We start from the raw sequence: 18,831 nt of genomic DNA on the forward strand, positions 1-18,831 counted from the left end.
CCGGAGGCATGTCCTCACCTGTCGCGCCCCCTTCCCCCCGGTGGCGCGTGGCCCCCTCGGTGCCCGTCGCCGCGGTGGTGTTCGTCGTCTACTGCGTGATCGTCATCGGCCTGATGAAGATCTCGGGCGTGGGGTACGAGCACTTCTTCGACTCCGCGGACTCGACGCTGCGCGCCGCCGTCCTGCCGCTCGCGGCGGGCGGGGTCTGGCTCGTCGCCTTCCTCGCCTGGGCGCGCTGGGACCACGTGTTCCGGGACGCACGGCGCCTGCCGACGGGCTGGTTCCTGTGGGTGCTGCCGGCCGCCATGGTCCTCCTCTCGGTGCTGCACCTCCTGGGGCTCGAGTGGAGCCTGTTCGCGCCTGCGCACGTGCTCACGGTCCTGCTGGCGAGCCTGCTCGTCGGGTTCACCGAGGAGACCCTGTTCCGTGGGGTCGTCCTGCGCTCGATGCGGCAAGGAGGACGCTCCGAGGGCATGGCGGTCCTGTGGACGACGCTGTGGTTCGGCGGGTTCCACCTGACCAACCTCCTGCTGGACGAGCCCGGAGCGGTCATCCAGATCTTCTTCGCAGCCCTGACCGGGACGGGCCTCTACCTGGCGCGGCGCGGGACCGGCACGATCCTGGCGGCCATGGCCCTGCACGCGTTCTGGGACTTCTCGTCCTTCCTGGTCGGCGTCCACCCGGCCGACAACGGTGCGACCCTGGGCGCGAACTTCCTCGTCCCGCTCGTCTACCTCCTGGCCGCGGTGACGCTCGTCGTGCTCGTCGTCCGCGAGCGCACGCGGCCCGCCCGCGAGGCGATCACGCCGCTGCTCGTGCCCGACGGCGGGGCGCGCCCGTGAGGTGCGTCCCGCCCGTCGCGTCGGTAGGGCTCGCGGGGGCGGGTGGTGCTCCTGGTCGGCCCGGGACGTGGCGGGTGGAGGTTCGTCGGGACTGAGCGTCCGGCGCGGCTACGGTGGGTCCCCCCGCCCGACCCGAGCTGGAGCGTCCGTCCCCCGTGATCTCTACCCTCCTCGTCGCCCACCCGTGGTTCTCCCCCGCGGTCCTCGCCGTCCTCGTGCTCGGCGGGCCGGTGGTGGGGCGCTGGCTGTCCTGGCATCCGCGCACCGCGTGGGCGCTGTTCGCGGCGTCGCTGCTGCCGCTCGTGCTGCTCACGCTCGTCCCGACGAGCCGCGAGATCTTCGAACGCTGCGCCGTCTCCTGGTCCCTGCCGACGTTCGGGCGCGTGGAGCTCCTGGCCAACGTGATCCTGTTCGTCCCGCCGGTCCTGCTCGCCGCGGTCGCGAGCCGCCGCCCCGTCGTGGCGCTGGTCGGCGGTGTCGTCGGCTCCGCCGCGATCGAGCTGGTGCAGGCGCTGCTCCCTGGCCTCGGGCGCTCGTGCGACACCAACGACTGGCTCTCGAACTCGATCGGAGCGCTCATCGGTGCAGCCCTGGCCTGGACCGCGATCTGGGCCGCACGACGGTGGCCGCGACGGGTCGGGTCCACGAGTCGTCGGTGACTCAGAGCGTCCGAGGAGGCCCGACGGCTGAGTCCACGGACGCGAGCCACGTCCCCGCTGGGCCCCGACGAGGTCCGCCAGAAGTCTCGGGTACAGCGGGTCGCAGCTCGTCGTGTTCTTCGGGCGCAGTGGTCCCCGCCGGTGGCGGCAAGCCGATGTCGGGCCGGTCTGCTGCACACCGCTGTCCACATCTTCGGCTCCTGACCGCACACCCGCGGAGCGATGGCGATGGGTCAGGTATGGAACACGACTCTCACATCTGTCTCCTCCTTCCGGAGGAGGGCTGCTCGCCGCAGATCTCGGCCGTCGGGAGGTGCTGCACCCTGAGCCGCGTCCGTAGCGTCGACGACGGGGCACGCGCTGACCGGGCGGCCCGACGACGACAGGAGACGCATGATCCAGGTAGAGGCGCTGACAAAGCGCTACGGGCCCACGACGGCCGTGGACGAGCTGACGTTCGCAGCTCGTCCCGGGACCGTCACGGGGTTCCTCGGTCCGAACGGCGCCGGGAAGTCGACAACCATGCGGATGATCGTCGGGCTCGAGCGCCCCACGTCGGGAACGGCGACGGTCGGCGGACGTCGGTACGCCGACCTGCCCGCGCCGTTGCACGCAGTCGGCGTCATGCTCGACGTGCGTTCCGTCCACCCAGGCCGCACGGCGTTCCGCCACCTCCTCGCACAGGCCCGGACCCACGGCATCTCGCGTTCACGCGTGGACGAGGTCATCGCGATCACCGGTCTCGAGTCCGTCGCCGGGCGTCGGGCCGGGACGTACTCGCTGGGCATGGGCCAGCGTCTCGGGATCGCCGGCGCCCTGCTCGGCGACCCCGAGACGCTGATCCTCGACGAGCCGGTCAATGGTCTCGACCCGGACGGGGTCCTGTGGGTGCGCGGGCTCGTCCGGAGCCTCGCGGCCGAGGGGCGCACGGTCTTCCTCTCGTCGCACCTGATGCACGAGCTCTCGCTGTGCGCCGACCGGGTCGTGATCATCGGCAAGGGCCGGCTGCTCGCTGACGCCTCGGTGTCCGAGCTCGTCCAGCGCTCCGAGCACGCGAGCACGGTCCGGATCCGCACGACCGATCCTGACCTGCTCACGAAGGTCCTCGTAGGCCTCGGCGCAGAAGTGGTGCCCCACGACAACGGGGTGCTGAACGTCCAGGGTGCGTCCGTCGACGACGTCGGCGCGGCCGCCGCCCGGTGCGGAGCGACCGTCCTGGAGCTCGCCGCCGACGGAGGATCCCTCGAGGACGCCTACCTCCACCTCACGGCCGACGCAGTCCAGTACCGAGGCGGCAGCACCGACGGCACCACGACCGACGCGCCTGCTGGGGGAGCCCGATGAGCGCCCTCGCACGCCCCTCCATGGAAGATGCGCCCGGTGGTCCTGCGGCCGGGCGCGCAACCAGCCGCCCCCCTCGGGGTCACGGTCCGAACTTCGCCCGCGTCGTCACCTCGGAGTGGACCAAGCTCACGAGCCTGCGGTCGACGGCGATGATCTCGGTCGCGACGGTCGTGGTGACGTGGGCGCTGACGTACCTCGCCGCGAACGCCTCTTCGGTCGACCCGGGGTTCGTCCCGCTCGACTCGCTCACGACGGGGCTCCTGCTCGCCCAGGTCGGCCCGCTGGTACTGGGCATCCTCGCCGGGACCGGCGAGTTCACCACGGGCACGTTCCGCTCGACGTTCACGGCCGTCCCCCAGCGGCTGCCCGTGCTCGCCGCGCAGGTGGTCGCAGCAGGAGCGTTCGCACTCCTGGTCGCGGCTGCCACGGTGGGTGCCGCCGTGGCAGCCCTGGTACCGGCAGCGTCCTCACGGGGCATCTCGTTGGACCTGACCGCTGACGGGACTCCGCAGGTCATGGTCGGCATGACGACGTACCTCGTCGCCATGGCACTGCTCGGTCTGGCGGTCGGTGCGCTGCTACGCAGCCCGGTCCCCGCCATCGCGCTCACGGTCGTGCTCGTGCTCGTCCTTCCCGTCCTCCTCTCCCTGGGTTCTGAGCTGGCCACCGGCCCGACTTCCGCGCCCGTTGCGGCCGACGTGCCGTCGCAACAGTCCGTCGTGAACACAGTGGTGACGTTCCTCCCCAGCGGCGCGGCCGACCTGCTCGTGCGAGCACCGGGAAGCAGCGGCATCGAGGGGGCTCCGGACCTCGGTCCCCGGGTCGGGGCGCTCGTGCTCGCAGGCTGGATCCTGCTCCCCCTCACGGCCGCCGCGGTCCGGCTGCGCGCCCGCGACGTGGCCTGAGGAGGGCGACCGATGAGCCATCTTCTCGACCGCGCCGCGGGCAGCACCACGGCCCCCGAGCGCGGGAGCGACCGAGGCCCCACGCTCCCCCACGTGCTCGCGGCCGAGTGGACCAAGATCACGAGCCTGCGCTCGACCTCCTGGCTCGCGGTGGCCACCGTCGTCGCGGCGGCCGGCCTCGCCTTCGGCCTCGGGCTGTTCGTCCGACCGGGGGACGCCGGGAGCGGGGCGTCGCTCGCGGTCACGGGCCACGTGCTCGCGCAGTTCGGTCCCCTCGTCCTGGGCGTGCTGGTCGGTACGGGCGAGTACGCGACAGGCACCTTCCGAGCCACGTTCACGGCCGTCCCCCGACGTCTCCCGGTCCTTGCTGGTCAGGCCGTGGTCACGGCCGGGTGGGGGGCCGTCACCGCAGCCGCCGCGGTCGGCGCCTCGCTCCTCGTCACGTCGGGGCAGCGGGCCGGTGCCGGGTTCGTCGTCGACGCCGCGGACGCCGAGACCGTGCGCCTGCTCGCGGGCTACGTGCTCCACCAGACGGGCGTCGCGCTGCTCGGGCTCGCGATCGGCGCGCTCCTGCGTCGGGCCACCGGAGCGTTCGTCACGGCGGTCATGCTGCTGCTCGTCCTCGACCAGTTCCTCGCCGCGAACCCGGGCCGGTTCACCGATCTCCTGCGGGCCCTGCTGCCGGCGGCCGGTGCACGCATGGTCCAGGGCGACGCTCAGGTCGCGGCACTGGACGCCACGAGCTTCGGTCCAGACCTCGGGGCGTGGGGCGGCGGGCTCGTCCTCCTCCTGTGGGTCATCGCTCTGCTCGGCGCGGCCGCATACCGTCTGCGTCGCCATGACCTCTCCTGACCCGTGCCAAGCAGCAGAGCTCTCGGGCCGGTCGATCGATGGGACAGTGGAGACCATGCCCACCCCGCGCGCGGCGCCACAGCAGACCCCCGCGTCGCGGTCCGCGTCCTTCCTGACCGAGACGCAGGTCGTGCACGCGGGCCCCGTCGGGCGCTTCGTCGCGGCCCGACCGTGGATGACGGACCTCGCCCTCGCGCTCGGCGTGATCGTGCTCGGTCTGGTGACGACCGAGGTGGCCCGGATGACGGTCCAGGGGTCGACCGGCCTGGGCTTGTTCCTACCAGGAACGTCCGCAGCACGCCTGGTCCCGGCGGTCTGGTCAGCCGGGGCCGTCCTGGGAGCCGTGCTCCTGACCGTGCGGCGAGCGTCGCCGTTGGTGGTCACGGGCGCGCTCACCCTCCTTGCCCTCGGCTCGCTCGCCACCTCGGGAGTGCTTGGCGTCCTCGGGGTGTGCCTCGCGTTCGCGCTCTTCACCGTGGCGGACACACGGACGCCGCACACGACCTGGATAGCGTTCACCGCAGTGTTCCTCGTCGTCACGGTCGCCCTCTGGCACTGGCAGGACATCGGCCTCGCCGAGATTCTCCTGTGGAGCGATCCCGGACTGCCCTCGCTCGACGATCCCGGGCGGCAGCTCCCGGCACCACCGTTCTCCGCGGGCCGCCGGTTCTTCTCGGTCCTCCTGCTCCTCGGGCTCCTGCTGCTGGGCGTCGCGACCGGTACGGTGGCGCGCGCCAGGCGCCAGCACGCCCACGACCTCGTCGAGCGCTACGCAGCGATAGCGCGCGAGCGCGACCAGAGCGCCGCGCTCGCGCGAGCCGCCGAACGGGCACGGATCGCCCGCGAGATGCACGACGTCGTCGCGCACAGCGTGTCGGTCATGGTCGCTCTGTCGGACGGAGCCGGGGCCGCGCTCGACCGAGCCCCCGACCGCTCGCGGGAGGCGCTGCGCGAGCTCTCCCGGACGGGGCGGAGCGCACTGTCCGACATGCAAGGCGTCCTCGGCGCGCTCGACCCCGGTGATCGCTCCGACGCGGGGACCGGCGGACCCGCGGAGCCCGTCGCAGCCGACCTTGCGACGATCGTGGAACGCTTCCGGGCCGCCGGCATCCCGGTGCGTGCACGTGACCTCGACATCGACCTCCCCCACGACACCACGCTCCGGCTGGCTGTCGCCCGCATCCTGACCGAGGCGCTGACCAACGTGCTTCGGCATGCCCCGGGCACCCCGCGCGCCGAGGTCGCCGTGCGACGCGGGCCGGCGGGACTCGAGGTCGAGGTCCTCGACGACGGCGGCACCCGCCCAGGGACCGGCGGCGGCTCCGGGCGGGGCATCCTCGGCATGCGCGAACGCGCCGCCCTCCTCGGCGGTCACGTCGAGGTCGGTCCCCGACCCGGTGGAGGATGGCGTGTGCACGTCGTGCTGCCGCTCGACGACGACCGGCGTCACGCACAGGACCACGGCGCGAGGCCCAGCAGGACCGAAGGACAGGAGGGAAGACGGAGATGACGAGGGTGCTGCTCGTGGACGACCAGGCGCTCCTGCGCCTGGGATTTCGCCTCGTGATCGAGTCCGAACCTGATCTCGAGGTCGTCGGCGAGGCCTCCGACGGCCAGGTCGCGATCGCCCAGACCGCAGCCCTGGCCCCGGACGTCGTGGTCATGGACATCCGCATGCCGGGCATGGACGGCATCGAGGCCACCCGCCGCATCGTCGCGGAGCACCCCGCGACCCGGGTGCTCGTCCTGACCACGTTCGACGTCGACGAGTACGCGTTCGCGGCGCTGCGCTCGGGGGCCAGCGGATTCCTGCTCAAGAACGCACTGCCGGAAGAGCTCGTAGCGGCGATCCGCACCGTGGCGGCAGGCAGCTCGATCGTCGCCCCGCGGATCGTGCGCCGCTTGCTCGACCTCTTCGCCCCGCACCTGCCGACGACCGCCACCGCGACTGCCGACCTGAACCCGGCGCTGCGGACCCTCACGCCCCGCGAGCTCGACGTCCTGCGGTGCGTCACGGAGGGCCTGTCCAACTCCGAGATCGCCGAACGCCTGGTCCTCTCGGCGACCACGGTCAAGACCCACGTCGGGAACATGCTCGCCAAGCTCGGCGTCCGCGACCGCGTGCAGGCCGTGATCGTTGCCTACGAGAGCGGTCTCGTCCGCCAATGGCGCTAGGTCGCCGTCATCCTGCACAGCTGACAAGCACTACGGTCACCACCATGAGCCTCGACATCTCGGCGGTCACCTTCAACAGCGCACAGCCACACCGACTCGCCCACTTCTGGGCCCAAGCGCTCGGGGCGCAGGTCGTCGACGGAGGCAATGGTTACCTCCACGTGAGGGCCGCAGGCATGCTGATCATCGTGCAGTCGGCACCAGAACACACCTCAGGGACTCCGACCGATGTTCACCTCGATCTACGCGCGGACGACCGCGTGCTCGAAGCCCAACGCCTCGTGGGCCTCGGAGCCACTCTCCTCACGGAGCGATCCGACTCCCATGGGACATGGTCGGTCCTGACTGACCCTGACGAACGTGAATTCTGCATCGGATAGAGGGTGAGCCTCGCGGCAGTGCTGGGACGAGTGCAGATCGTCGCATTACGCTCGCCCGCGACGCATCTCGACAAGAAAGAACTCAGACCTGCATGTCCACGAACCGCGCGTAGTGCCCCTGGAACGCCACGGTGATCGTGTCGGTCGGGCCGTTACGGTGCTTGGCCACGATCAGGTCCGCCTCGCCCGCTCGCGGGGACTCCTTCTCGTACGCGTCCTCACGGTGCAGCAGGATGACCATGTCGGCGTCCTGCTCGATCGAGCCAGACTCACGCAGATCCGACATGGCAGGCTTCTTGTCCGTGCGCTGCTCAGCGCCACGGTTCAGCTGCGAGATGGCGATGACCGGCACCTCGAGCTCCTTTGCGAGGAGCTTGAGCGCACGGGAGAATTCGGAGACCTCCTGCTGGCGGGACTCGACGCGCTTGCCCGACGTCATGAGCTGGAGGTAGTCGATCACGACGAGCTTGAGGTCGTGCTTCTGCTTGAGCCGTCGGCACTTGGCGCGGATCTCCATGAGCGACATGTTGGGCGAGTCGTCGATGAACAGCGGCGCCTCGGAGATCTTGCCCATGGTGCCGGCGAGCTTCTGCCAGTCGTCCTCCCCCATGGAGCCGTTGCGCATCTTCTGCAGGTGGATGCGCGCCTCGGCAGCCAACAGACGCATCGTGATCTCATTGCGGCTCATCTCGAGCGAGAACACGACGGACGTCATGTTGTGCTTTATGGAAGCACTCCTTACTATGTCGATTCCGAGCGTGCTCTTCCCGATGGCCGGACGTGCCGCGATCACGATCATCTGCCCGGGGTGCAGCCCGTTGGTCAGCCGGTCGAGGTCCGCGAAGCCCGTGGGCACGCCGACCATGCCTTCGCCTCGGTGCCCGGCGGCCTCGATCTCGTCGACCGTCCCGCCGATGACCTCGCCCAGCACGATGTAGTCCTCGGCCGTGCGGCGCTCGGTGACCGCGTAGACCTCGGCCTGCGCGTTGTTGACCACGTCGTCGACGTCGCCGCCGTCCGTCGCGTAGCCCAGCTGGACGATCCTGGTCCCGGCCTCGACGAGGCGGCGCAGCACCGCGCGCTCGCGCACGATGCGTGCGTAGTAGCCCGCGTTCGCAGCCGTGGGCACCATGGCCATGAGGTCGTGGATGTAGGGCGCGCCCCCGATCCGGCCCAGCTCGCCGCGCCGCGTGAGCTCGGCGACGACCGTGATGGCGTCCGCGGGCTCGCCGCGCCCGTAGAGGTCGATGATGACGTCGTAGATCGACTCGTGCGCCGGCTTGTAGAAGTCGGTGCCGCGGATCTGCTCGATCACGTCCGCGATGGCGTCCTTGGACAGCAGCATGCCGCCGAGCACGCTCTGCTCGGCGGCGATGTCCTGTGGCGGGGTGCGGTCGAACCCGGGACCGCCGCTGCCTGCGGGCGGTCCAAAGCTCGACTCGAGCTCGTCGATCGACATGCGGGCCCCTCACTCCCCCGGCACGGCCGGGTATCGTCCTGCGTCGCACGTCTGTTCTACTCCGGCCCACCGACACGCCTGCGCCCGCATCGTCGAGGGGTATCGCTGGTGGTGCACCGTCGACCGTTCGGAAGGCCCGAGCATGTGCGACTCAGCGACACTAGATCGCGCTCCCACAGCCCGCAAACGGCCCTGTTCACAGAGGTGTGGACAGCCTGTGGACAGAGGCCTCCATGCTGTTCACAGTCCTGTGGACAACCATGTGGACAAGTGACCAGTTTTCCCCTGTACAGCGCCGGGAGCAGCCAGTTCACTAGGCTCAGCCATGTGGACGAAGAAAATTCCGGCAACACGCCGCCGACACGCCAGCCCTCTCCCGGTCAGGGTGAGGACACCGGTCGTTCACCCCGTTCACCCGAGCACCGCCCCCGGGACATGCAGGACGCCCCAGGTGCCGCAGGGTCACCCGCTTCGTCCACAGGACCTGTGGAGACCTCGCCCACGTCTCCGCCCGAGCCCACGGGCCGCCGCCTCATCGACAAGCAGATCCTGGCCCTCGCGGTCCCGGCCCTGGGAGCTCTGGTCGCGGAGCCGATCTTCGTGCTCGTCGACAGCGCCGTCGTCGGGCACCTGGGGACCGCGCAGCTCGCCGGGCTCTCCCTCGCGTCGACGGTCCTGCTGACGCTCGTCGGCCTGTGCGTGTTCCTCGCGTACGCGACCACCGCGGCCGTGGCCCGGCGCATCGGCGCGGGCCACCGGCGCGAGGCGCTCCAGTCCGGGATCGACGGCATGTGGCTCGCGCTCGGGCTGGGCCTCGTGCTCGCCGCGGCCCTGTGGTTCGGGGGCGGCTGGGCGATCGGCGCGATGGGCGGCACGGGCGAGGTCGCGCACCACGCCCTGGTGTACCTGCGGTGGTCGGGCCTGGGCCTGCCCGGCATGCTCGTCGTCCTGGCGTCCACGGGCGTGCTGCGCGGCCTCCAGGACACCCGCACCCCCCTCTGGGTCGCCGCGGGCGGCGCGACGTTCAACGCCATCCTCAACGTCGTGCTCGTCTACGGCGTGGGCCTGGGCATCGCGGGCTCGGGCATCGGGACGGCGGTCGCCCAGCTGACCATGGGCGCCGTCCTCGGCGTCGTCGTGGTCCGCGGGGCCCGGCGCGAGGGCGCCTCCCTGCGCCCCGCCGCGGGCGGGATCTGGTCCAACGCGCGCGCGGGCGCACCGCTGTTCGTCCGCACGCTCTCGCTGCGCCTCGCGATCCTCCTGACGGTCTTCGTCGCGACGGGCCTGGGCGAGGTCACGCTCGCCGGCTACCAGGTGGTCGCGTCGGTGTGGGGGCTCGCGGCCTTCGCGCTCGACGCCCTCGCGATCGCCGCGCAGGCCCTCGTGGGCCACGGCCTGGGAGCGGGCGACCGGTCGCACGTGCGCTCGGTCCTGCGGCGCACGCTGCAGTGGGGCGTCGCGGCAGGGGCGCTGCTCGGCCTGGTCATGGCCGTCGGCGGTTGGTGGTTCGCGCTGTTCTTCACGTCCGACCCCGACGTGCGTGCCGCCGTCGCGCTCGGCATGGCCGTGTGCGGGCTGCTGCTGCCGATGGCGGGGTGGGTGTTCGTCCTGGACGGGGTGCTCATCGGCGCCGGGGACGGCCGCTACCTCGCGTGGGCGGGCATGGTCACGTTCGTCGTGTACGTGCCGTTCGCGCTGGCGGTCCGTGAGCTCGCGCCCGACGGCGCCGCGGGCCTCGCGTGGTTGTGGGCGGCCTTCGCGGGGGTCTTCATGGCGGCGCGCGCCCTGACGACGGGGCTCAGGGCGCGCGGCGACCGGTGGATGGTCACCGGGGCCTGAGGAGGACTACCTCCGAGAACGCCGACGGCCCGGCCCCCTCCGCAGAGGGGACCGGGCCGTCGGGTGAGATCTCCGATCCATCCATCCCTTGCGGGACAGGGGCGATCAGTCGATCAGGCAGCCACCACGTTGACCGCGATGTTCGCCGAGACCTCGGCGTGCAGGCGGATGGTGACCGTGTACGAACCGGTCGACTTGATCGGCTGGCCGATCTCGATCTTGCGCTTGTCGACGGACGGGCCGCCGACGGCCTTGACGGCCTCAGCGATGTCACCGGTGGTGACAGCGCCGAACAGACGGCCGCCCTGGCCCGCCTTGGCCTTCACGACGACAGGCTTCGACTGCAGCGAGTCGCGCGTCGCCTTGGCCTCGTCGAGCGTCGCGATCTCGCGAGCCTTGCGAGCCTTGCGGATCGCAGAGATCTGCGACTCGGCACCCTTGGACCACCCGGTCGCCAGGCCACGGGGGACGAGGAAGTTACGGGCGTACCCGTCCTTGACCTCGACCACGTCGCCGGGCTCGCCCAGGCCGGTGACCTCGTGGGTCAGAATGAGCTTTGCCATGTTCTATCCCCTCTCGATCAGCGTGCGGACGACGAGTACGGCAGGAGTGCCATCTCGCGGGCGTTCTTGACGGCACGTGCGATCTGGCGCTGCTCCTGGACGGAGACGCCGGTCACGCGACGGGCACGGATCTTCCCGCGGTCGGAGATGAACTTCCGCAGCAGGGTCGTGTCCTTGTAGTCGACCGACTCGATCTTCGCCGACTTCAGGGGGTTGGACTTCTTCTTGGGCTTGCGCACCACTGGCTTCGCCATGGTGTTGCTCCTTCACAAGGTGCTATCCCCGGCCGGGGTGGGTGCCCTCGTCGGGCACCTGCCCCGCCGGGAAGGGTTTGTCTGGGGTGAGCGGTGACTAGAAGGGGGGCTCGTCCGAGAACGAGGCACCACCCGACGACGCGGGGCCAGCCGTGGCCCACGGGTCGTCGTTGCTCTGCTGGCCACCGCCGGAAGCGCTGAATCCGCCGCCGCCGCTCGAAGCGCCGCCGCCGCCGAAACCGCCGCCACCACCGAAGTTGCCGCCACCCGAGCGCTGGGCCCGGGTGACCTTCGCGGAGGCGTACTTCAGGGAAGGACCGATCTCCTCCACCTGCAGCTCGACGACCGTGCGCTTCTCCCCCTCGCGGGTCTCGTACGAACGCTGGACCAGACGGCCCTGAACGATGACGCGCATGCCCTTGGTCAAGGACTCGGCGACGTTCTCCGCGGCCTCGCGCCAGATCGAGCAGCGCATGAACAGCGTGTCGCCGTCCTTCCACTCGTTGCTCTGGCGGTCGAAGGTGCGCGGCGTGGACGCCACGGTGAAGTTGGCGACGGCAGCCCCCGCGGGGGTGAAGCGAAGCTCCGGGTCCCCGGTCAGGTTCCCGACCACCGTGATGACGGTTTCACCAGCCATGCCAGCTCCTCATTGTTCGTTACGTATCGAAGACTCTTCGAAGGGGATGACCCCCGTCCGCGGACATCCCACCACGTGCCACTGACGCTGTCCTGGGGACGCGCAGCGCACCGGGGGTGCCACGAGGGAAGTCAGAAGTGCGAGGTGATCAGCGAGCGTCGGTGCGCAGGACCTTCGTGCGCAGGACGACCTCGTTGAGGCCGAGCTGACGGTCCAGCTCCTTGGCCGTGTCGGACGTCGCGGTGAAGTCGACGACGGCGTAGATGCCCTCGGACTTCTTGTTGATCTCGAAGGACAGGCGGCGACGGCCCCAGATGTCCACCTTGTCGACAGTGCCACCGTCGGTCTTGATGACCGTCAGGTACTTGTCGAGCGACGGAGCAACGGTGCGCTCCTCGATCTCGGGGTCGAGGATGATCATCAATTCGTACTGACGCATGCGGTTAACCCACCTCCTGCGGACTCAGCGGTCACGGTATCTCCGTGACAGGAGGGTTGTGCGTCGCTGTGAGGTCACCGTGCTGATGGCAGCACGGATCGAGACACAGCAAGTTCCCAAGGTACCCGGTCGGGGCCGGGGTCGGGAAATCTGTGGGGGTGACGTCGGTCGCTACCCGCCGTTGCCGTTGTTGCCGTTGCCGTTGCCCGGCCTTCCACCCTCCTCGGGTGGCGTGGTCGGCGGTGTCGACGGATCGGGCGTGGGCTTGGGATCCGGCCCCTTGGACAGGACGACCGTGACGGTCTTGCCCATCTCGACCTGCTGACCGGACCCTCCGACCCGGAGCACGATGCCGGGTGCGACGTCTGCCGAGTACTCCTCGGTGAACGAGACCTTGAGCCCCATGCCTTCGAGCACGGCCTTGGCGTCTGCCTTGGACCTCCCGGCCAGGTCGGTCGGGACAGTCACGGTGGTCGGTGCGACCGGCTCCTCCGGCTCGACCAGCTCCTCGATCGCGGGCTCCGTGGGCTCCTCGCTCGGCGTCGGGGACGGCTTGACCTTCTTCATCGTGTACTCGGGGAAGTCCTGGACCTCGGCGTACTGGGGCAGCGCGAGGACGCCCTCCATGTAGGAGGTCCAGGCGTCGACGGGCCACGTGCCACCTGTGATCGACTTCTTGTAGTACTCGCCGAACGGGGTGATCTGCTCCTGCGTCGACTGGTCACCCTGGTAGAGCCCGACGACCGTCGCCAGCTGCGGGATGTACCCCGCGAACCAGGCCGACTTGTTGTCGTTCGAGGTGCCGGTCTTGCCCGCGACGGGGCGGTTCAACGCCTTGGCCGGTGCGCCGGACGCGCCCTTCGACTCGACGACCTGCGTCATGGCGTAGGTCGCGGCGGCCATGACGTCGGCCTCGAAGACGCGGTCGTTGCGGCCCGGCATGTCGTAGGTCTCAGCGCCCGAGTCCAACCGCTTGACCGACTGGACCACGTGCGGCGTCGACTCGAAGCCCTGCGCGGCGAACGTCGCGTAAGCGTGCGCGATGTCGATCGGGTGGACCGACGCGGTACCGAGCACGTTCGACGGAACGGCCTTGAGGTCCATGGTGTCCTCGGGGATCCCCGCCTTGACGGCCGCGGCGACCGTCGCCTCCGGCCCGACCTCCATGTTCAGGGCTGCGTAGACCGTGTTCACGGAGTTCGCGGTCGCCGTCGCCAGGTCGATCTCGCCGTAGGGCTGGTTGCCGAAGTTCTTCACGCCCTGGCCCTTGTCGTAGAAGCCGGGCACCTCCACGTCGTTGTTGCCGTCGTACGTCGCGGACAGGTCGATGCCCTGCTCGAGCGCCGCGACGAGCGTGAACGGCTTGAAGGTCGAGCCTGCCTGGGCGACACCGCGGGTCGCGTTGTTGAACTCCTGCGTCACGAAGTCCGGGCCGCCGTAGACGGACTTGACCGCACCGTCCGCAGGGTCGATCGAGACGATCGTCGGCTTCAGGTTGGGCGAGGCCGGGTGGTCGCCGTCGTAGGGGATGCTCTCCGCGGTCGCGACCGCGAGGTCCTGCATGGTCTTGTCGAACGTCGTGACGATCGTGAAGCCCTTGGTGTCGAGGTCGCCACCGTCATAGCCGTTGGCCTCGAGCTCGCGCCTCACCAGGTCCAGGAGGTAGCCCGCCTGCCCACCCTTGGAGTTGGTCACGACCTTTTCCTTGAGCGTGTCGGCGGGGAAGACCGCCTCGGCCTTCTCGGCAGGGGTGATGTGCCCGTCCGCAGCCATGCGGTTGATCACGCGCTGCCACTTCTCCTGCGTGATGTCAGGGTTGTTGGCCGGGTCGTAGACGGTCGGGTTGGGGATGATCGCGGTGATCATCGCGGCCTGGGAGATGGTCAGCTCTGCGGCCGGGACACCGAAGTAGGTCTGCGCGGCGGCCTCGATCCCGTGGGCCCCACGGCCGAAGTAGATCGTGTTGAGGTAGTTCCCCAGGATCTCCTCCTTGGGCTGTTCCTGCGTGAGCCGCAGCGCGAGCATCGCCTCGCGGAACTTTCCGACGTAGTCCGACACCGTCGCGCCGGCGTAGTACCGCTCGGCGTACTGCTGGGTGATGGTCGACGCGCCCTGGAGGCTGCCCCCCTTGAGGTTGTTCACCATCGCGCGAGCGATGCCCTTGAGGTCGATGCCCGAGTTCGTCCAGAAGGAGCTGTCCTCGGACGCGACCACGGAGTTGCCGACGTAGTCGGGCAGCGTCGCGTAGTCCACGATGACGCGGTTCTCCTCCTGGAAGGTCCCGATCTCCGTGACACCGTCCGCGTAGTACACCGTGGTCTTCTGCTGCTGCACCGCGTAGGCGGGCTCGGCCGGGACCGAGGTCGTCGCGTAGGCGGCGATGACGATGCCGGCGACCAGCGCGGTCCCGGTGAGGAAGGTCCCGAGCAGCACGCGCCAGGACGGCAGCCAGCGACGGAAGCTCTTGACGTGGGAACGGGGGTAGTTGAAGAACCGGCGCTTGCGCGCCGAGGTGCCCGTGCGCGCCGTGCTACCGGCACGCGCCGTGCCCTTCGTCTGCCTCGCGGAGCTCGCCACGGTTCACCTTCCTCTGGGGGTCTGTACCGGTCCGGACCTGTTCCGCACCGCCGCCCGGGTGTGGGCGCGCCAGGCGCAGAGCATGCATCAGACCACCCTGAACAATAGGGCGTCCTCCCGTGGGGACAAGGCCCCTGGAGGCCTGGTCCGCCATTGTTTCGCCACAGCCACGCCGCAGGTCCCCCAGTCCTTCACATCTGCTCGGCGGCGTGACATATTGCGCGGTACCGCGAATCCACCTAACCTGTCGATGTATCGACTCGATACATCGAGTAGTCGAACCACGCCCGATCCGCCCTCCGCGGTGACAGCCTGACCGAGGAGGAGGTGTCATGGCACGCAGCCGTTCCGACGTGCTGGAGACCGCGATCCTCGGCCTCCTGAACGAGTCCCCGCTGCACGGGTACGAGCTCCGCAAGCGGCTCAACCTGCTGCTCGGGTCGTTCCGGGCGTTCTCCTACGGTTCGCTCTACCCGGCGCTCAAGGCGATGGTCACGCACGGCTACATCGTCGGCACCGAGTCACCCACCACCCCTCCCCACGCGTTGTCCGGCAAGCGGGCACGCATCGTGTACCAGCTGACCGCCGAGGGCAAGGAACGTCTTCAGACGGTCCTCGCGACCTCGGGACCGGCAGCCTGGGAGGACGAGAGCTTCGACGTCCGGTTCGCGTTCTTCGCGCAGACCGACGCCGAGACCCGGCTCCGCATCCTCGAGGGTCGGCGCAGCCGGCTCACCGAGAGGCTGGAGTCGGTCAAGGAGTCCGCCGCACGCACTCGTGAGCGGCTGGACGAATACACCCTCGAGCTGCAGCGTCACGGCCTGGAACAGGTCGAGCGTGAGGTTCGGTGGCTCGACGGACTGATCACGACCGAGCGCGACCGTCGTCGCACCCGGCCGTCGAGCGGCCCTGAGAACCGTCACGGGCAAGACAACCACTAACTACGAAGCCGTCGGCGCGCAGCGCCCCCGGCACTGACAGCAAGGAGCGAGGATGTCCTCCATCCGCGTCGCCATCGTTGGCGTCGGAAACTGCGCATCTTCCCTGGTCCAGGGCGTGCACTACTACCGCGATGCTGACCCGAGCAGCACCGTGCCCGGACTGATGCACGTGCAGTTCGGTGACTACCACGTGTCCGACCTGGAGTTCGTCGCCGCTTTCGACGTCGACGCCAAGAAGGTCGGCTTCGACCTCTCGGAGGCCATCAACGCCTCGGAGAACAACACCATCAAGATCGCCGACGTCCCGCCGCTGGGCGTGCCCGTCCAGCGCGGTGTGACGAACGACGGTCTCGGCAAGTACTACCGCGAGACCATCGAGGAGTCGGACGCCGAGCCGGTCGACATCGTCGCCGCGCTCAAGGAGTCGGGCGCGGACGTGCTCGTCTGCTACCTGCCCGTCGGTTCGGAGATCGCTGCGAAGTACTACGCGCAGTGCGCGATCGACGCGGGTGTCGCGTTCGTCAACGCCCTGCCGGTCTTCATCGCGTCGGACCCCGAGTGGGCTGCGAAGTTCGAGGCCGCAGGCGTCCCGATCGTCGGCGACGACATCAAGTCGCAGGTCGGCGCGACCATCACGCACCGCGTGCTCGCGAAGCTCTTCGAGGACCGCGGCGTCGTGCTGGACCGCACGTACCAGCTGAACGTCGGTGGAAACATGGACTTCAAGAACATGCTGGAGCGCACGCGCCTCGAGTCCAAGAAGATCTCGAAGACGCAGGCCGTGACGTCGAACCTCGAGGGTCCCCTCGGTGGCAAGACCGAGGACCGCAACGTCCACATCGGCCCGTCGGACTACGTCGCGTGGCTCGACGACCGCAAGTGGGCGTACGTCCGCCTCGAGGGCCGCGCGTTCGGCGAGGTGCCCCTGAACCTGGAGTACAAGCTCGAGGTGTGGGACTCCCCCAACTCGGCCGGCATCATCATCGACGCCGTGCGCGCCGCGAAGATCGCCAAGGACCGTGGCGTCGGTGGGCCCATCCTCTCGGCGTCGACGTACTTCATGAAGTCCCCGCCGGTCCAGATGGAGGACACCAAGGGCCGTGCGGCTCTGGAGGCCTTCATCACCGGTGAGAACGAGCGCTGATCCGGAACGACGCAGAGGTTGAGGGCCCGGCACGCTCTTCGCCGGGCCCTCGACCGTCGCGGAGCGCAGGACCAGCGCGACCAGGAGAACCTGCGCTGATCCGTAGCACCCGCCGAGTTGTCAGAACCAGCCCGGGCGACACCCCGTCCTGCTGCTGACGACCGAGCGAGGAGGGTCCGGAACCTGAGGGTTCCGGACCCTCTTCGCATGCCCGACGGCGGAGCGCACCACCCCGTTCGGCCCCGGCAACCCGCCGGCTGAGCTGTCAGAACCAGCCCGGGCTGTACCCCGCCCTGCTGCTGACAACCCCCGAGCCTCAGGGGGAGGACCGCCGCCTGCCCGTCCCGGGGCGAGGTCCGCTCACTCCACCGCATACCCTGATCCGGTGGGTGTGATCTCGGAACTCGGCGTCCTGCTTCGGCTGCGCGACTTCAGGAAGCTCTTCGCCGTCCGGCTGGTCAGCCAGGCGGGCGACGGCATGTTCCAGGTCGGGTTGGCGTCGCTCCTCTTCTTCTCCCCGGAGTCCCAGGGCACGGCGGCGTCGATCGCCGCTGCGTTCGCGGTGATGCTGGCCCCGTTCACGATCGTGGGTCCGTTCGCGGGGGTCTTCCTGGACCGGTGGAGCCGGCGCCAGGTCCTGGTGTGGGGCAACGCGGTGCGCGTGGTCCTGACGGCGGCCACGGCGGTCCTCATGCTGACGTCGGGCGTGACGCCGTGGATCTACGTCCTGGCGCTCGCGACGCTCTCGGTCAACCGGTTCCTGCTCGCGGGCCTGTCGGCGGGCCTGCCGCGGGTGGTCGACGGCCCGCTGCTCCTCACGGCCAACTCCCTGACGCCTTCTCTCGGTGCCGCGGCGGCCTTCGTGGGCGGCGGCATCGGGTTCCTGCTGAGCCTGTTGTTCGAGCCGGGCCGGGTCAAGGACTCGGTCGCGCTGATGTGCGCGGCGCTCGTGTTCGGGGCGGCGTCGGCGCTCGCGCTGCGCATGTCGCGCGGGCTGCTGGGGCCGGACGAGCCCGCGGAGGCCGCGATCACGACCGAGATCGCCAAGGTGGCCCGGGGCCTCGCGGACGGCGCCCGCTATCTCGCGGCACGGCGAACGCCCGGTCAGGCCCTCATGGTCATGGCGACGCACCGCTTCCTCTACGGGGTCACGTTCATCGCGTCGATCCTCATCTCGCGCAACCTGCTGTCGGATCCGGGCAACGCGAACGCGGGTCTGGCGACGTTCGCGACCGTCGTGGGGCTCACGGGGGTCGGTGGCGCTCTCGCCGTCGTGCTGACCCCGACCCTGTCGCGCTACACGGGGCCGCACCTGTGGATCGCGCTCATGCTGGGCCTGGCCTCCGCGAGCCAGCTCCTGCTCGTCACGACGCCGTCGCGCACGGTCGTGTACGCGGGGGCGCTGCTGCTGGGGCTCGCTGCGCAGGCGACCAAGATCGCGGTGGACACGATCGTCCAGCGTGACACCGCGGACGCCTTCCGCGGCCGGGCCTTCGCGTTCTACGACGTCCTGTACAACGCGGCGTTCGTGGGGGCGGCCGCCCTGGCCGCGTTCACGCTCCCGGACACGGGCTACTCGCGTCCGGTCTTCGTGGTGCTCGCGCTCGCGTACGCGGCGGCCGCGGTGGTCTTCGGCCGGTTCGGGGCTCGTCACCCGGCGGAGCCCGACGGCGCCGCTCACCTCCCACGGGCGACCGTCGGCGAGTAGCGCGTGGGGTGAGGTCGCTCACCCTGGGACCCGTCCACGTGACCGCCCAGCAGCGGATCCGGCCTGTTCCGGGCCGTGCGGCGCGGCCCGCGGCGTCGTCGCGGCGCGACCGA

The 18,831-nt window shown here is 70.1% G+C and carries 18 protein-coding genes; 12 read left to right on the plus strand and 6 right to left on the minus strand.

Annotated elements, in window-relative coordinates; translation table 11 throughout:
• Window positions 1-8: 8 nt before the first annotated feature.
• The 8 genes from H9641_RS05395 to H9641_RS05430 all read left to right on the plus strand — a co-directional run bounded on the left by H9641_RS05395 (window position 9) and on the right by H9641_RS05430 (window position 7,157).
• Window positions 9-842: a CPBP family intramembrane glutamic endopeptidase gene (locus H9641_RS05395; RefSeq protein WP_191801719.1), complete on the plus strand. Its 834-nt coding sequence runs from the start codon at window positions 9-11 to the stop codon at window positions 840-842.
• A gap of 155 nt (window positions 843-997) precedes the next feature.
• A complete protein-coding gene (locus tag H9641_RS19990; RefSeq protein WP_191801721.1) occupies window positions 998-1,501 on the plus strand; it encodes a VanZ family protein in 504 nt (167 codons plus the stop codon).
• Between the two features lie 393 nt (window positions 1,502-1,894).
• Complete coding sequence (locus H9641_RS05405; protein WP_191801723.1) at window positions 1,895-2,845, plus strand: ABC transporter ATP-binding protein; 951 nt, start codon at window positions 1,895-1,897, stop codon at window positions 2,843-2,845.
• Complete coding sequence (locus H9641_RS05410; RefSeq protein ID WP_191801725.1) at window positions 2,842-3,750, plus strand: hypothetical protein; 909 nt, start codon at window positions 2,842-2,844, stop codon at window positions 3,748-3,750. The genes H9641_RS05405 and H9641_RS05410 overlap by 4 nt, the downstream gene beginning before the upstream one ends.
• A 12-nt stretch (window positions 3,751-3,762) precedes the next feature.
• Window positions 3,763-4,602, plus strand: coding sequence for a hypothetical protein (locus tag H9641_RS05415; protein ID WP_191801727.1), 840 nt, complete (start codon window positions 3,763-3,765; stop codon window positions 4,600-4,602).
• A gap of 55 nt (window positions 4,603-4,657) precedes the next feature.
• Window positions 4,658-6,112, plus strand: coding sequence for a sensor histidine kinase (locus H9641_RS05420; RefSeq protein ID WP_191801729.1), 1,455 nt, complete (start codon window positions 4,658-4,660; stop codon window positions 6,110-6,112).
• A complete protein-coding gene (locus H9641_RS05425; RefSeq protein ID WP_191801731.1) occupies window positions 6,109-6,777 on the plus strand; it encodes a response regulator transcription factor in 669 nt (222 codons plus the stop codon). Before H9641_RS05420 ends, H9641_RS05425 begins: the two co-directional genes overlap by 4 nt.
• 44 nt (window positions 6,778-6,821) lie before the next feature.
• Window positions 6,822-7,157 (plus strand): VOC family protein, encoded by a 336-nt coding sequence (locus tag H9641_RS05430; protein ID WP_191801732.1) that lies wholly within the window; start codon window positions 6,822-6,824, stop codon window positions 7,155-7,157.
• Window positions 7,158-7,239: 82 nt separating this feature from the next.
• Here H9641_RS05430 and dnaB read toward each other — a convergent pair whose 3' ends face one another.
• Window positions 7,240-8,616: a replicative DNA helicase gene (gene dnaB / locus H9641_RS05435; protein WP_056654050.1), complete on the minus strand. Its 1,377-nt coding sequence runs from the start codon at window positions 8,614-8,616 to the stop codon at window positions 7,240-7,242.
• Between the two features lie 486 nt (window positions 8,617-9,102).
• Between dnaB and H9641_RS05440 the strand changes: the two genes are divergently transcribed.
• Window positions 9,103-10,455, plus strand: a complete 1,353-nt coding sequence (locus H9641_RS05440) for an MATE family efflux transporter (RefSeq protein ID WP_318244389.1) — start codon at window positions 9,103-9,105, stop codon at window positions 10,453-10,455.
• A gap of 113 nt (window positions 10,456-10,568) precedes the next feature.
• On the opposite strand, the gene rplI is transcribed toward H9641_RS05440, so the two are convergent.
• From rplI to H9641_RS05465, 5 genes are all read right to left on the minus strand, one after another.
• The gene (gene rplI, locus H9641_RS05445; RefSeq protein ID WP_056654042.1) at window positions 10,569-11,018 is read right to left on the minus strand and encodes a 50S ribosomal protein L9; all 450 of its coding nucleotides are present in this window, start codon (window positions 11,016-11,018) and stop codon (window positions 10,569-10,571) included.
• Between the two features lie 17 nt (window positions 11,019-11,035).
• The gene (rpsR, locus tag H9641_RS05450; protein ID WP_030152654.1) at window positions 11,036-11,272 is read right to left on the minus strand and encodes a 30S ribosomal protein S18; all 237 of its coding nucleotides are present in this window, start codon (window positions 11,270-11,272) and stop codon (window positions 11,036-11,038) included.
• A 97-nt stretch (window positions 11,273-11,369) separates the two neighbouring features.
• A complete protein-coding gene (locus H9641_RS05455; protein ID WP_056765068.1) occupies window positions 11,370-11,909 on the minus strand; it encodes a single-stranded DNA-binding protein in 540 nt (179 codons plus the stop codon).
• Window positions 11,910-12,057: 148 nt separating this feature from the next.
• A complete protein-coding gene (gene rpsF / locus H9641_RS05460; RefSeq protein WP_056654034.1) occupies window positions 12,058-12,348 on the minus strand; it encodes a 30S ribosomal protein S6 in 291 nt (96 codons plus the stop codon).
• 171 nt (window positions 12,349-12,519) lie between these two features.
• Entirely contained in the window at window positions 12,520-14,925 is a 2,406-nt protein-coding gene (locus H9641_RS05465; protein WP_191801734.1) for a transglycosylase domain-containing protein, read from the minus strand.
• 332 nt (window positions 14,926-15,257) lie between these two features.
• Between H9641_RS05465 and H9641_RS05470 the strand changes: the two genes are divergently transcribed.
• The 3 genes from H9641_RS05470 to H9641_RS05480 all read left to right on the plus strand — a co-directional run bounded on the left by H9641_RS05470 (window position 15,258) and on the right by H9641_RS05480 (window position 18,718).
• Complete coding sequence (locus H9641_RS05470) at window positions 15,258-15,866, plus strand: PadR family transcriptional regulator (RefSeq protein ID WP_056654029.1); 609 nt, start codon at window positions 15,258-15,260, stop codon at window positions 15,864-15,866.
• 52 nt (window positions 15,867-15,918) lie between these two features.
• On the plus strand, window positions 15,919-17,010 hold the full coding sequence (locus H9641_RS05475; protein WP_191801735.1) for an inositol-3-phosphate synthase: 1,092 nt from the start codon (window positions 15,919-15,921) through the stop codon (window positions 17,008-17,010).
• Between the two features lie 385 nt (window positions 17,011-17,395).
• On the plus strand, window positions 17,396-18,718 hold the full coding sequence (locus H9641_RS05480; protein ID WP_191801736.1) for an MFS transporter: 1,323 nt from the start codon (window positions 17,396-17,398) through the stop codon (window positions 18,716-18,718).
• Window positions 18,719-18,831: the final 113 nt, after the last annotated feature.

Source organism: Oerskovia merdavium (assembly GCF_014836755.1).
Taxonomy (GTDB): domain Bacteria; phylum Actinomycetota; class Actinomycetes; order Actinomycetales; family Cellulomonadaceae; genus Oerskovia; species Oerskovia merdavium.

Excerpts from the sequence above, each read along its gene's own strand:
- rpsR (WP_030152654.1), bottom strand. The coding sequence starts at position 11,272 with ATGGCGAAGCCAGTGGTGCGCAAGCCCAAGAAGAAGTCCAACCCCCTG.
- H9641_RS05475 (WP_191801735.1), top strand. The coding sequence starts at position 15,919 with ATGTCCTCCATCCGCGTCGCCATCGTTGGCGTCGGAAACTGCGCATCT.
- H9641_RS05425 (WP_191801731.1), top strand. The coding sequence starts at position 6,109 with ATGACGAGGGTGCTGCTCGTGGACGACCAGGCGCTCCTGCGCCTGGGA.
- H9641_RS05395 (WP_191801719.1), top strand. The coding sequence starts at position 9 with ATGTCCTCACCTGTCGCGCCCCCTTCCCCCCGGTGGCGCGTGGCCCCC.
- dnaB (WP_056654050.1), bottom strand. The coding sequence starts at position 8,616 with ATGTCGATCGACGAGCTCGAGTCGAGCTTTGGACCGCCCGCAGGCAGC.
- H9641_RS05410 (WP_191801725.1), top strand. The coding sequence starts at position 2,842 with ATGAGCGCCCTCGCACGCCCCTCCATGGAAGATGCGCCCGGTGGTCCT.
- H9641_RS05455 (WP_056765068.1), bottom strand. The coding sequence starts at position 11,909 with ATGGCTGGTGAAACCGTCATCACGGTGGTCGGGAACCTGACCGGGGAC.
- H9641_RS05405 (WP_191801723.1), top strand. The coding sequence starts at position 1,895 with ATGATCCAGGTAGAGGCGCTGACAAAGCGCTACGGGCCCACGACGGCC.
- rpsF (WP_056654034.1), bottom strand. The coding sequence starts at position 12,348 with ATGCGTCAGTACGAATTGATGATCATCCTCGACCCCGAGATCGAGGAG.
- H9641_RS05420 (WP_191801729.1), top strand. The coding sequence starts at position 4,658 with ATGCCCACCCCGCGCGCGGCGCCACAGCAGACCCCCGCGTCGCGGTCC.
- H9641_RS05415 (WP_191801727.1), top strand. The coding sequence starts at position 3,763 with ATGAGCCATCTTCTCGACCGCGCCGCGGGCAGCACCACGGCCCCCGAG.
- rplI (WP_056654042.1), bottom strand. The coding sequence starts at position 11,018 with ATGGCAAAGCTCATTCTGACCCACGAGGTCACCGGCCTGGGCGAGCCC.
- H9641_RS05430 (WP_191801732.1), top strand. The coding sequence starts at position 6,822 with ATGAGCCTCGACATCTCGGCGGTCACCTTCAACAGCGCACAGCCACAC.
- H9641_RS05470 (WP_056654029.1), top strand. The coding sequence starts at position 15,258 with ATGGCACGCAGCCGTTCCGACGTGCTGGAGACCGCGATCCTCGGCCTC.